The sequence below is a fragment of the Streptomyces sp. NPDC043908 genome, assembly GCF_056435525.1.
Genome location: NZ_JBWKEI010000007.1, coordinates 359,032 through 372,246 on the forward strand (window position 1 = coordinate 359,032; position 13,215 = coordinate 372,246).

General features: G+C 72.8%; 10 protein-coding genes. 4 read left to right on the plus strand and 6 right to left on the minus strand.

All coding sequences use genetic code 11. The features are described from left to right. Window positions 1-256: 256 nt before the first annotated feature. Genes AC069K_RS18455 through AC069K_RS18465 form a run of 3 tightly spaced genes read right to left on the minus strand, consistent with a single transcriptional unit; the run spans window position 257 to window position 4,142 of the window. Window positions 257-2,650, minus strand: a complete 2,394-nt coding sequence (locus AC069K_RS18455) for a xanthine dehydrogenase family protein molybdopterin-binding subunit (protein ID WP_365102950.1) — start codon at window positions 2,648-2,650, stop codon at window positions 257-259. Between the two features lie 5 nt (window positions 2,651-2,655). Next, window positions 2,656-3,249 carry a (2Fe-2S)-binding protein gene (locus tag AC069K_RS18460; protein WP_365102953.1) on the minus strand — a complete coding sequence of 198 codons (594 nt, stop codon included), beginning with the start codon at window positions 3,247-3,249 and terminating at the stop codon, window positions 2,656-2,658. Window positions 3,250-3,251: 2 nt separating this feature from the next. Further along, on the minus strand, window positions 3,252-4,142 hold the full coding sequence (locus AC069K_RS18465) for an FAD binding domain-containing protein (protein ID WP_467878511.1): 891 nt from the start codon (window positions 4,140-4,142) through the stop codon (window positions 3,252-3,254). 259 nt (window positions 4,143-4,401) lie between these two features. On the opposite strand from AC069K_RS18465, the gene AC069K_RS18470 reads away from it, so the two are divergent. Next, a complete protein-coding gene (locus tag AC069K_RS18470) occupies window positions 4,402-6,078 on the plus strand; it encodes a PucR family transcriptional regulator (RefSeq protein WP_478617403.1) in 1,677 nt (558 codons plus the stop codon). A 369-nt stretch (window positions 6,079-6,447) separates the two neighbouring features. Further along, a complete protein-coding gene (locus AC069K_RS18475) occupies window positions 6,448-7,233 on the plus strand; it encodes a hypothetical protein (RefSeq protein WP_478617406.1) in 786 nt (261 codons plus the stop codon). Between the two features lie 350 nt (window positions 7,234-7,583). Here AC069K_RS18475 and AC069K_RS18480 read toward each other — a convergent pair whose 3' ends face one another. Next, entirely contained in the window at window positions 7,584-8,363 is a 780-nt protein-coding gene (locus AC069K_RS18480; RefSeq protein WP_365102965.1) for a GntR family transcriptional regulator, read from the minus strand. Window positions 8,364-8,488: 125 nt separating this feature from the next. On the opposite strand from AC069K_RS18480, the gene AC069K_RS18485 reads away from it, so the two are divergent. Further along, on the plus strand, window positions 8,489-9,325 hold the full coding sequence (locus tag AC069K_RS18485; protein ID WP_365102976.1) for a (2Fe-2S)-binding protein: 837 nt from the start codon (window positions 8,489-8,491) through the stop codon (window positions 9,323-9,325). Between the two features lie 193 nt (window positions 9,326-9,518). Further along, window positions 9,519-10,583, plus strand: coding sequence for a DUF2637 domain-containing protein (locus AC069K_RS18490; protein ID WP_358835583.1), 1,065 nt, complete (start codon window positions 9,519-9,521; stop codon window positions 10,581-10,583). A 44-nt stretch (window positions 10,584-10,627) separates the two neighbouring features. Here AC069K_RS18490 and AC069K_RS18495 read toward each other — a convergent pair whose 3' ends face one another. Together AC069K_RS18495 and AC069K_RS18500 are read right to left on the minus strand one after the other, a co-directional pair. Next, the gene (locus AC069K_RS18495) at window positions 10,628-11,086 is read right to left on the minus strand and encodes an ATP-binding protein (protein ID WP_365102980.1); all 459 of its coding nucleotides are present in this window, start codon (window positions 11,084-11,086) and stop codon (window positions 10,628-10,630) included. A gap of 362 nt (window positions 11,087-11,448) precedes the next feature. After that, on the minus strand, window positions 11,449-13,191 hold the full coding sequence (locus AC069K_RS18500) for a pyruvate dehydrogenase (protein ID WP_478617413.1): 1,743 nt from the start codon (window positions 13,189-13,191) through the stop codon (window positions 11,449-11,451). Between the last annotated feature and the right edge of the window lie 24 nt (window positions 13,192-13,215).

A 13,215-nucleotide genomic window follows, 5' to 3' on the forward strand; every position in this document is an offset into this window, starting at 1 on the left:
ACGGCCCGAGACGAACGTTTCCGCGGCTGCGGGGGTACCGGTTCCTTCCGGTACCGCAGTGCGGGGATGGTGCTGGTCATCCGGGTACTGCCTGGTGATGCCGGTGGTACGGGTGCTGCTGGTGATGGAGCCGGTGATGCGGGTGGTGCGGGTGAAGGACCGCGAGCGGTGCGGTACTTCCGTGCTCCGGGCGGTGCGGGCGGCGGGGAAGTGTGACGTTCCCGAGTGGCACGCACCGCCCGGAGGGTTCAGGGGGTCAGGACGACTCGGTGCCCGTGAGGTGCTCGGGGCGGACCGGGGTCCTGTTCAGCTCCAGACCCGTCGCGTTCCTGATCGCCGCGAGGACGGCCGGGGTGGACGACAGGGTCGGGGCCTCGCCGATGCCGCGCAGCCCGTACGGGGCGTGCTCGTCGGCGAGTTCGAGCACGTCGACCGGGATGGTCGGCGTGTCGAGGATGGTGGGGATGAGGTAGTCCGTGAAGGAGGGGTTGCGCACCTTCGCGGTCTTCGGGTCGACGATGATCTCCTCCATGACCGCCACGCCCAGGCCCTGGGTGGTGCCGCCCTGGATCTGGCCGACGACGGACAGCGGGTTGAGCGCCTTGCCGACGTCCTGGGCGACCGCCAGCTCGACGACCTTGACGAGGCCGAGCTCGGTGTCCACCTCGACGACCGCGCGGTGCGCGGCGAACGAGTACTGGACGTGGCCGTTGCCCTGGCCGGTGCGCAGGTCGAACGCCTCGGTGGGACGGTGGCGCCACTCCAGCTCCAGCTCCACCGCCTCGTCCTCCAGGACGTCCACGAGGTCCGCGAGGACCTCGCCGCCGTCGGTGACGACCTTGCCGCCCTCCAGGAGGAGTTCGGCCGTCGCCCAGGCCGGGTGGTACGAGCCGAACTTGCGGCGGCCGATCTCCAGGACGGCCTCGCGGACGTGCTCGCAGGTGTTCTTGACCGCGCCACCGGTGACGTACGTCTGGCGCGAGGCCGAGGTGGAACCGGCGGAGCCGACCTGGGTGTCGGCCGGGTGGATGGTCACCTGGGTGACGCCGAGCTCGGTACGGGCGATCTGCGCGTGGACGGTGACACCGCCCTGGCCGACCTCCGCCATCGCGGTGTGCACGGTGGCGACCGGCTCACCGCCGACGACCTCCATGCGCACCTTGGCGGTGGAGTAGTCGTCGAAGCCCTCGGAGAAGCCGACGTTCTTGATGCCGACCGCGTAGCCCACGCCCCGGACGACGCCTTCGCCGTGCGTGGTGTTGGACAGGCCACCGGGCAGCGCGCGGACGTCGGCCTGCTCGCCGGCGGTCACCCACTGCTGCTCGGGCGGCAGCGGGCGGGCCTTGACGCGGCGCAGCAGCTCGGCGACCGGGGCCGGGGAGTCGACCGGCTGCCCGGTCGGCATGATCGTGCCCTGCTCCATGGCGTTCAGCTGCCGGAACTCGACCGGGTCCATGCCCAGCTTCGCCGCCAGCTTGTCCATCTGGGCCTCGTAGGCGAAGCACGCCTGGACCGCGCCGAAGCCGCGCATGGCGCCGCAGGGCGGGTTGTTGGTGTAGAGCGCGATGGCCTCGATGTCGACGTCGTCGATCACGTACGGGCCGGCGCTCAGCGAGGAGGCGTTGCCGACGACCGCCGGGGAGGCCGACGCGTACGCGCCGCCGTCCAGGACGATGCGGCACCTCATGTGCGTGAGCTTGCCGTCCTTGGTGGCGCCGTGCTCGTAGGAGAGCTTCGCCGGGTGGCGGTGGACGTGGCCGAAGAAGGACTCGAACCGGTTGTAGACGATCTTGACGGGCTTGCCGGTGCGCAGCGCCAGCAGACAGGCGTGGATCTGCATCGAGATGTCCTCGCGGCCGCCGAAGGCACCGCCGACGCCGGAGAGCGTCATCCGGACCTTCTCCTCGGGCAGGCCGAGGACGGGGGCGATCTGCTTGAGGTCCGAGTGCAGCCACTGGGTGGCCACGTACAGCTCGACGCCGCCGTCCTCGGACGGTACGGCCAGACCGGACTCGGGGCCGAGGAAGGCCTGGTCCTGCATGCCGAAGGTGTACTCGCCCCTGACGATGACGTCGGCGCGCCTGGCGGCCTCGTCGGCGTTCCCGCGCACGATCGGCTGGCGGTGCACGATGTTGGGGTGCGGCACATGCCCGATGTGGTGGTCGTCGCGGCCCTCGTGGACCAGGATCGCGCCGGGCGCGGTCGCGGACGCCTCGTCCGTGATGACCGGCAGCTCCACGTACTCGATCTTGATCTTGGCGGCGGCGCGGCGCGCGGTCTCCGGGTGGTCGGCGGCGACCAGCGCCACCGGCTCGCCGTGGTGGCGGACCTTGCCGTGGGCCAGGACCGGGGTGTCCTGGATCTCCAGGCCGTAGTTCTTCACGTCGGTCGGCAGGTCGTCGTAGGTCAGCACGGCGTGGACGCCGGGCATCGCGAGGGCCTCGGAGATGTCGATCGACTTGATCTCGGCGTGGGCGACCGTGGAGCGCAGGGTCTGGCCCCAGAGCATGTCCTCGTGCCACATGTCCGAGGAGTACGCGAACTCACCGGTGACCTTGAGGGTGCCGTCCGGGCGCAGCGTCGACTCGCCGATGCCGCCCTTGGTCTTGGAACCCTGGGTGATGTTGGTGGGAGTACCAGTGGTGGCCATGATCGTCAGACCGCCTCTTCCTGACGGGCGGCCGCGAGGCGGACCGCGTCGAGGATCTTCTCGTAACCGGTGCAGCGGCAGAGGTTGCCGGAGAGTGCCTCGCGGATGTCCTGGTCGGACGGGGATGCGTTGCGCTCCAGCAGCTCGTCGGCGGCCACCAGCAGACCCGGGGTGCAGAAGCCGCACTGGACGGCGCCGGCGTCGATGAACGCCTGCTGGACCGGGGAGAGCTCGCCGGTCTCGCTGCTGCGGCCGTCGGCGGGCCTGGCCTGCCAGCGCTGGGCGGCGTCGATGGAGGTGCCGCAGGAGCCGGAGGCGCAGGCGCCGCCCGGGTGGGCCTCCTCGCGGTGCTTGGCGTAGTCCGCCAGGCCCTCGACGGTGACGACCTCGCGGCCCTCGACCTGGCCGGCCGCGACCAGACAGGCGCACACCGGCACGCCGTCCAGGCGGACCGTGCAGGAGCCGCACTCGCCCTGCTCGCAGGCGTTCTTCGATCCCGGAAGGCCCATGCGCTCGCGCAGGACGTAGAGGAGGCTCTCGCCCTCCCAGACGTCGTCGGCTTCCTGCTTGCGGCCGTTGACCGTGAAATTGACGCGCATGGTTATGCAGCTCCTTCAAGCGAGCGGCCGGTGCCGCGGTACTGCTCCCAGGTCCAGCCGAGCGTGCGGCGGGCCATGATGCCCACGGCGTGCCGGCGGTACTTGGCCGTGCCTCGTACGTCGTCGATCGGGTTGCAGGAGGCGGAGGCGAGCTCCGCGAACTGCTTGGCGATCGAGGGAGTGATGATCTTGCCGCTCTCCCAGAACCCGCCCTCGTCGAGCGCGGCGTTCAGGAACTCCTCCGCCGCCTTCGCCCGGACCGGGGTCGGGGCGGCGGAGCCGATGCCGGTGCGGACCGTCCGCGTCTCGGGGTGCAGGGCCAGGCCGAAGGCGCAGACCGCGATGACCATCGCGTTGCGGGTGCCGACCTTGGAGTACTGCTGGGGGCCGTCCGCCTTCTTGATGTGGACGGTCTTGATGAGCTCGTCCGGCGCCATCGCGTTGCGCTTCACACCGGTGTAGAACTCGTCGATCGGGATCAGCCGCGAGCCGCGCACCGACTCGACCTCGACCTCGGCGCCCGCGGCGAGCAGCGCCGGGTGGGCGTCACCGGCCGGGGAGGCGGTGCCGAGGTTGCCGCCGACACCGCCGCGGTTGCGGATCTGCGGGGAGGCGACGGTGTGCGAGGCGAGCGCCAGGCCCGGCAGCTCGGCCCGCAGGTTCTCCATGATCTGGGTGTACGACACGGACGCGCCGAGCCGTACGGTCTCCTCGCCGGTCTCCCACGCGCGCAGCAGCTCGATGCGGTTCAGGTCCAGAAGGTACTCGGGCCGGCGGTGGTCGAAGTTGATCTCGACCATCACATCGGTGCCACCCGCAATGGGCACAGCCGTGGGGTGCTCGGCCTTGGCGGCGAGCGCCTCCTCCCAGCTGGCGGGGCGAAGGAAGTCCATGAGTGGCTCTCTTCTTCTCAATCGGGGTCGTTCGCGCGGGTCCCGGGGACGGCCGGCCCTTGGCTGATGAAGTCGTTCATGTGCTGTTAACGCGGTGTGGCCCCAGTACACAAGCCTCACTCCGCCGGGTGCAGTCACCGAAACCATGAAGGAGTTGGCTGGTCTCCATCTACGTCTTGTAGATTCGTATGAAAGGCGGTGCTCAGTAACCCCACCGCTTTCCACCGGCAACAACAAGACAGATCGGCGGCGACACGCGATGCGGCTGCGCGCACTTCTGGAGACCGACGCGCTGGGGCTGCGGCTGCTCGGCGGCGACGACGAGCTGGACCGCACCGTACGCGGTGTGATGACCACTGACCTGCGCGATCCCAGCCGGTATCTCTCCGGTGGCGAGCTGGTCCTCACCGGCCTCGCCTGGCGCCGCGACGCCGACGATTCCGAGCCATTCGTGAGGATCCTCGCCGGGGCCGGGGTGGTGGGCCTGGCGGCCGGCGAGGCCGAGCTGGGCGCGATCCCGGATGACCTGATCCGTGCGTGTGCACAGCACCGGCTGCCGCTGTTCGCGGTGAACGAGTCGGTCGCCTTCGCCACCATCACCGAGCACGTGGTGCGCCAGGTGTCCGGCGAGCGGGCCGGGGACCTGGCGGCCGTGGTCGACCGGCACCGGCGGCTGATGACGTCGGGGCCCGCGGGCGGCGGCCCGGAGGTCGTCCTTGACCTGCTCGGCTCCGACCTGGACCTGCGGGCCTGGGTGCTCTCCCCCACCGGCCGGCAGATCGCGGGCGCGGGCGAGCCGCTCGCCCCGGCCGTCGCCGCCACTCTCGCGGGTGAACACCTCGGCGCGACGCGCACCGGCCGCCGGGGCCCGCACCGGGCCGTGGTCCACGGCACCACGTACTCGCTCTTCCCCATCCGCCACAGCGGGCGCGGGGCGGCGCCCGCCGCCCGTGACGTGCGCGAGACGGTCCTGTCGGACTGGCTGCTCGCCGTCGAGGCCGACGCCGCCGACTGGCCCGCCGCCCGGCTCGACCTGCTCCAGGGCGTCACCCAGCTGATCGCCGTGGAGCGCGACCGCCGCGACGCGGCCCGCACGGTACGGCGCCGGCTCGCCCAGGAGGTCCTGGAGCTGGTGCAGACCGGGGCCGCGCCCGCCGAGATCGCGGCCCGGCTGCGGGTCGCCGCCCCCGTGCTGCTGCCGGGCCTGGGCTCGGCGCCGCACTGGCAGGTCATCGTGGCCCGGGTCGACTGGAGCCAGGCGGCGGCCACCGCCGCGGAGGTCGCGGGCGGCCCGGTCGCCCAGGCCCTCCTCGAGGAGATCCTGGTCGACCCGGCCGTGGCGGGCTCCGACTCCTCCGACCGGATCGCGGTCGCCCACGCGGGCGACGAGGCCATCGCGCTGGTGCCGCTGCCCGCGGTCGGCCCCGAGGGCACGGAGGCCGGGCTGCACGCGGACGCGCTGCTCGCGGCCGTGCAGGCACCGCTCTCGGCGGGCCTCGCCGACGACGGGCGCCTGACACTGGGTGTCAGCGCCGCGGTGCACTCGGCCGAGGGGCTGCGCGGGGCCCTGGAGGAGGCCCGGCACGCCCGCCGGGTCGCCGCCGCCCGCCCCGGCCGGGTCTGCGCGGCCGGCCACCACGAGCTGGCCTCCCACGTGCTGCTGCTGCCGTTCGTCCCGGACGACGTGCGCCGCGCCTTCACCGCCCGTCTGCTGGACCCGCTGCGCGACTACGACCGGCGCCACCGGGCCGAGCTGATCCCGACCCTGGAGGCGTTCCTCGACTGCGACGGGTCCTGGACCCGCTGCGCCACGCGCCTGCATCTGCACGTCAACACCTTGCGCTACCGGGTCGGCCGGATCGAGCAACTGACGGGGCGTGATCTTTCGCGTCTGGAGGACAAGCTGGACTTCTTCCTGGCCCTGCGGATGAGCTGAGAGCCTGTCTTTGGACCCCCGTCGTCCGCCCGGAGGGCGGGCGCGGCGGCGGTCGGTGCGTGCGAGCGGCGTGCGGTGTCCCAGGTCATGTGGCGGAGCCACCTGTCCTGGGACACCGTGCGGCGAGCGTGCGTGCTGGGCGTCGCCGCGCAGACGGGGGTTCAAAGACAGGCTCGCAGGGGGCGCGCGGGCGGCGCGGCGGACCGGGAACACCACCGCGACGTACCGCAATTCGCCGTTTGTGAAGGAATTCACGCGTGGCCCTTGGCCCGGCGTGCCAATCCGTGCTGAGATTCGCCACACGAACCAACAGCTCGGACTCAACGGCTCGATGGCGCGCTCGGGGAGGGCAACGTGGCGTACTCCGCCATGTCTGATTCCGGAACGACTGCGGAGAACGGGGATCCGCTCGATCCGCTCCATCCACTGCAGACCGCCGTGTGGCGGCTGCGCTCGCGCGGCTGCTGGACCGACGCGGCCGCCCTGCTCGAACCGCACGGCGCCGAGCCCGCCGCGGCGCTCCAGCGGGCCGCGCTGCTCACCGAGCGGTGCCTGTACACCGGGGACGGCTGGGCCGAGGCCGAGGAGGCGCTGCGCGGGGCGGAGGCGGTGGCCGGGGACGACGAGGAGCGCGGCGCGGCGGCGTGCGAGCGGGGCCAGCTGGCGTACGCCTCGACGCTGCTCGGGGTGCGCGACCGCGCCGACGAGGCCCGCTCGGCGCTGGGCCGGGCGGCCGCGCTGATCGCCCCGGCGGCGAAGGGGAGGGCGCTGCTCGACTTCCGGCGGGGGCTGCTCGCCGAGAACGTGGCGGACGCGCCGCAGGCGGCCCGTGCCGCGTACCGCCGCGCGCACGCGGGCGCCACCGCGCACGGCGACACCCTGCTGCTCTCCTTCACTTGGCGCCATCTGGCCGGACTCGCCCTGCGGGACGGGGAGTTGGCGGAGGCGCGGCACGGCTTCGCGGAGTCGCTGCGGATCCGGGAGGAGCTGGGCTACCTGGTCGGTACGGCCCCGGCGCTCGCGGCCCTGGCCAAGGCCGAGCCCGAGCCGGAGGCGACCCGTCTGCGCACGGAGGCGGCACGGCTGTTCCGCCTCCTGGGCGGCGTCCCGACGTGGCTGGCCACCCACCTGACCCCAGCCCCGGCCACAACCTGACCGACGCGGCCCGACTCCCTGCCCGGCCTTTGCCTCCCGCCCGGTGGGTGGCTGGCCGCGCAGTTCCCCGCGCCCCTGGGTAGTCGGCCGCAGCCCGAAAACCCTGCTCGGCCCCAGACTTCCAAACGGCGACGAACCCACCACGATCCCCGGACGAAGTCCGGGCCCTGAAGGGGCGCGGGGAACTGCGCGACCAGCCACCCACAACCCGCAGACAAACGAGGGTTTCCAGGGGCGCGGGGAACTGCGCGAGCAACCCACCACAGCCCGCAGACAAACACGGGCGTCCAGGGGCGCGGGGAACGGCGCGAGCAACCCACCGCCATCCGCAGACGAAGCCCGGGCAAAACCTAAAGCGCCGACCCCGTGAAGTGTTCCCGCACCAGCGCCTGCACCACCGTCAGGTCCTGGGCGGTCAGCGCGTCCAGCAGTGCCAGGTGCTCGGCCGCGTCCGCGACCAGGTCCGCCCGGCGGGCGACCGGCGCCGCCGTCAGCGGCCACTGCGAGCGCCGGTGCAGATCCTCCGCCACCTGGAGCAGCTGCCGGTTCCCGGCGAGCGCCAGGACCGCCCGGTGGAAGGCCCGGTCGGACTCCGCGTACCCCGCCCGGTCCCCGACCGCCGCCGCCTGCGTGGTCGCCTCCGCCAGCGGCCGCAGCTCGGCCCAGCGGGCGGCGGGCACGGTCCGGGCGAGCCGGAGCATCACCGGCACCTCGATCAGCGCGCGGACCTCGGCCAGCTCGGCCAGCTCGCGCGGAGTGCGCTCGGTGACCCGGAAGCCCCGGTTCGGGACGACCTCGACGGCCCCCTCGGAGGCCAGGCGCTGCATCGCCTCGCGGACCGGGGTGGCGGAGACCCCGAAGCGCTCGCCGAGCACCACCGCCGAGTACACCTCGCCCGGCACCAGCTCGCCGTCGACCAGCGCGGCCCGCAGCGCCTCCAGGATCTGGCCGCGCACCGAGTGCCGGCGGACCCGGGGCGCGGGCGGCTCGCTGTGGGTGTGCTCACCGCGCGCGGACGCCTCCCGTACGGCGGAGACCGCCCGTACGGCCGAGGCCTCCCGGGTCTGTGCGGGCACACGGGCGGCCCCGGACGGCGCCGCCGCCGCCTCGCGCGCTCTGCCCCGCTCCACCCCAGACCCTCCTACCGCTCGGTATTCCCCCAGCACCATAGGCGGACAAAGCGACAGTTCAAACATCGCGCGCATCCGCTAAGGTAAGCCTTACCTGCAAACGATCGTGATTCGGTGGTCCCTGCATGACTGTGTCGACGCTGCTCCCGAGCCCCCTGGCCGCGTCCTACGCACGCCTCGCCGACGTCTACCCCGGCGTCCGGGTCCAGGAGCTGGCGGACGGCGAGCGGGCGCCCCGCTCCTCGGGCTGGGTCGGCGCGGACCAGCTCGCCTCCGGCGGGGACGCCCTGGACGCCTTCCTCGGCTGGGACGACGAGCAGGTCCTGCGCGACTACGGGCAGCGGGCCCGCCCCGACGTCATCGCCTCCTTCGGCTTCCACCGCTACGCCTGGCCCGCCTGTCTGCTGATCACGGTCCCGTGGTTCCTGCACCGCCGGGTGCCGCGGGTGCCCGTCGAGGCCGTGTCCTTCCAGCGCACGCTGGGACGGCTGAGCGTGCGGGTGCGGGAGTTCGCCTGCCTGCCCGGGGACCCGGCGGCGGCGCTGCCCGGCGCGCGGGTCGTCCCGGACGAGGAGGCGCTGCGCGCCGAGGTCCGCGCGGCCGTCGCCGAGCACCTGGGCCCGGTGCTGGACGGCTTCGGACCCCGGATGCGGCGCGGCCGGCGGGCGCTGTGGGGCATGGCGACCGACGAGGTCGTCGAGGGCCTGTGGTACGTGGCGGCGCTGCTCGGCGAGGAGCGCCGGGGCATGGCCGAGCTGGAGCGGCTGCTGCCCGGCTCCACCCGGCCGTACGTGGGCGCCGCGGGCTTCCGCGAGCTGAGCGGGCCGTCCGGCGAGCCGCTGCCGACCCGCGACCGGGCAAGCTGCTGCCTCTTCTACACCCTGCGCCCCGAGGACACCTGCGTCACCTGCCCGCGTACGTGCGACGCGGACCGGGTGGCCCGGCTGAGCGCCGCGTCCTGAGCCCACGCCACCCGTACGGGTGAGTCGGATTCGAACCCAACTCCCCACCAGGCGACGCCAGTTCGAGCAGATCGCACCTATCCGTATGCCACCGGACGCCAATGGCGGCCTCTTCCCCCGAAAACGCCTGCGGCCGCGCGCGGCAGGAGCACTATGGCGCCCGGAACGCCTTACGTGATTCAAGGGACACCGCATGCGACTGACCGACATATCTCTGGACTGGCTGCTTCCGGGCGGCGTGATGATCGTGGGGGTCGTCGTGGCGTTGGTCGTCCTCACGCGTGGCAGGCGCGCGGGTGAGAGCGCGTCCGGCGACGACAGCTGGGAACGCAGTGAGGAGCGCCGGCGCCGCAAGGAAGCCGTCTACGGCACCGCCTCCTATGTGCTGCTGTTCTGCTGCGCGGCCGTCGCCGCCGCGCTCTCCTTCCACGGTCTGGTCGGCTTCGGCCGGCAGAACCTCAGCCTGACGGACGGCTGGGAGTACCTCGTCCCGTTCGGCCTCGACGGTGCCGCCATGTTCTGCTCGGTGCTGGCGGTGCGCGAGGCCAGCCACGGCGACGCGGCACTCGGCTCACGGCTGCTGGTGTGGACGTTCGCGGGCGCGGCGGCCTGGTTCAACTGGGTGCACGCGCCGCGCGGCATGGCCCACGCGGGCGCCCCGCAGTTCTTCGCGGGGATGTCGCTCTCGGCGGCGGTGCTCTTCGACCGCGCGCTGAAGCAGACCCGCCGGGCGGCGCTGCGCGAGCAGGGCCTGGTGCCCCGCCCGCTGCCGCAGATCCGGATCGTCCGGTGGCTGCGGGCCCCGAGGGAGACCTTCGGCGCCTGGTCGCTGATGCTCCTCGAAGGGGTGCGGACGCTGGACGAGGCGGTCGAGGAGGTACGCGAGGACCGGCGCGCCAAGGAGCAGAACCGGCTCCGGCGGCGCGAGCAGGAGAAGCTGGAGCGGGCCCATCTGAAGGCGCTGAGCCGGCAGGGCCGGAACATGGGCCGGGTGCGGCCGGGCGGCCGCCAGGTCGATGTCCCGTCCATGGCCGCGGGCGCGGGCTCCGGGCAGCCGAAGGCTGTCGCGGAGCCCGCCATACCAGAGCCGGGACAGCTGCCCCTTCGCAACCGGCCCTCCCTTCAGGCCGTCATGGACGCTGAGTCCACGGCGGCGTCCCGCACCGTCGACCTCACAGCCGAGGACGACACCCAGACGCTTCCGCGCCTGGACCATCTGGAGCGCAAGCTCAAGGATCTGGAGCAGCAGTTCGGCTGAGCGCGGCCCGTGGGCCCAGCCGGACGCCGGTGGCGGGAGCGGTCTCAGGCCGTCCCGTTGCCGAGCTCGAACCAGACCACCTTGCCCGCCTCGTGCGCGCGCACGCCCCAGGCGTCCGCGAGCGCCTGCACGAGGAGCAGGCCCCGGCCGTGCGTACCGTCGTCGGCGGACGGTACGTACGGTGCGGGGAGTTCCGGGGTGAAGTCGTGCACCTCGACGCGCAGCCCCGCCGGAGCCACCGTGGCCGTCACCACGGCTCCCTGGTCGGTGTGTATGAGCGCGTTGGTCACCAGCTCGCAGGTGAGCAGTTCGGCCACCTCGACCGGCCCGCTGTGCTTCCAGTGCCCCAGCAACTCCCGCAGCGCGCGCCGCACTTCGGCCACCGCCGTGAGGTCCGACCGCCCCACCCTGTGCCGAAGCTGCCCCTGGAGCAGCGCACGCGCCCCCGTGGCGCGGAACGTCCCGCTCGTCTCGGGCCCGCCCCCTCCCTGACGCTCTGTCATAGCCCCCACCCGCACGTCGTCACGTCCCTTTCCGTCTCGAACACCCTCACGGGATGCATGCCCCGGTGACCCCCCGTCACGCATGGTGATTCCGCAACAACCGACGGGATACACCCCGGGAGCGGTTCCGCGGCCGGGGTCCGGATGCGGCCGGGTCACGGCTGAGGAGGGTGCTCCAAGGCAGCGCCCCTTACCCACAGGCGACTCACAGGGCGAAGGGGGCCGCCCGCCCTCGATTCCCGTGTGGGGAGCGGTCGACACCCGCGGTCCCGCACGCCGTACGGCCGTCCGGCGGGCAGACGCGCCGACCAGGGCGCATCGCCCCATCGCCGGGCCGCCGGGTGGACACCTGCCTTACGGGCCTACGGCCGGGGCACGTTGCGCAGATTGGAACGGGCCATCTGGAGCATCCGGCCGACTCCGCCGTCCAGCACGATCTTGCCGGCGGAGAGCGCGAACCCGGTCACCATCTCGGCGCTGATCTTCGGCGGGATGGAGAGCGCGTTGGGGTCGGTGATTACGTCGACCAGGGCGGGCCCCTTGTGCCGGAAGGCGTCCTTGAGGGCCCCCGCGAGCTGCTTGGGCTTCTCGACCCGTACGCCGTAGGCACCGGCCGCGCGGGCGATGGCCGCGAAGTCGGGGTTGTGGTTGGCCGTTCCGTACGACGGCAGCCCCGCCACCAGCATCTCCAGCTCCACCATGCCGAGCGAGGAGTTGTCGAAGAGCACGATCTTCACCGGCAGGTCGTACTGGACCAGGGTCAGGAAGTCGCCCATCAGCATCGAGAACCCGCCGTCGCCGGACATCGAGATCACCTGGCGGCGGCGGTCGGTGAACTGGGCGCCGATCGCCTGCGGCAGCGCGTTCGCCATCGAACCGTGGCTGAACGAGCCGATCACGCGGCGCCTGCCGTTGGGCGAGAGGTAGCGGGCGGCCCAGACGTTGCACATCCCGGTGTCGACGGTGAACACCGCGTCGTCGTCGGCGAGTTCGTCGAGGACCGAGGCCACGTACTCGGGGTGGATCGGCACATGCTTGTCCACCTTGCGGGTGTACGCCTTGACGACGCCCTCCAGCGCGTCGGCGTGCTTCTTCAGCATCTTGTCGAGGAAGCGCCGGTCGGTCTTCTCCCGCACGCGCGGGGTCAGGCAGCGCAGCGTCTCCTTGGCGTCGCCCCACACCCCGAGGGCGAGCTGGGAGCGCCGCCCCAGCCGCTCGGGCCGGACGTCGATCTGCACGATCTTGACGTCGTCGGGCAGGAACGCGTTGTACGGGAAGTCCGTGCCGATCAGGATCAGCAGATCGCACTCGTGGGTGGCCTCGTAGGCGGCGCCGTATCCGAGGAGTCCGCTCATGCCGACGTCGTACGGGTTGTCGTACTGGATCCACTCCTTGCCGCGCAGGGCGTGGCCGACGGGGGCCTTGACGCGTTCGGCGAACGCCATGACCTCGGCGTGGGCGCCCGCGGTGCCGCTGCCGCAGAAGAGCGTCACCCGTTTGGCCCCGTCCACCAGCCGTACGAGCTTGTCGATCTCCGCGTCGCCGGGGCGCACCGACGGCAGCGCGGTGACCAGCGCGTGCTCGACGGCCTTCTCCGGGGCGGGCTCCGAGGCCACGTCGCCCGGCAGCGCGACGACGCTGACGCCGCCCCGGCCGATGGCGTGCTGGATGGCCGTCTGGAGCAGCCGGGGCATCTGCTTCGGGCTGGAGATGAGTTCGCAGTAGTGCGAGCACTCCTGGAACAGGTGGTCGGGGTGGGTCTCCTGGAAGAAGCCGAGGCCGATCTCGGAGGAGGGGATCTGGGAGGCGAGGGCGAGGACCGGGGCCATCGAGCGGTGGGCGTCGTAGAGGCCGTTGATCAGATGGAGGTTGCCCGGGCCGCAGGAGCCGGCGCAGGCCGCGAGGGTGCCGGTGAGCTGGGCCTCGGCGCCGGCCGCGAAGGCGGCGACCTCCTCGTGGCGGACCTGGATCCAGTCGATGCCGGGGGTGCGGCGGATGGCGTCGACGACGGGGTTGAGGCTGTCGCCGACGACGCCGTACATCCGCCGCACCCCCGCGCGGGCGAGGATGTCCACGAACTGCTCTGCCACGTTCTGTTTGGCCATGGCTCCCATTCATCCACGGGCCGC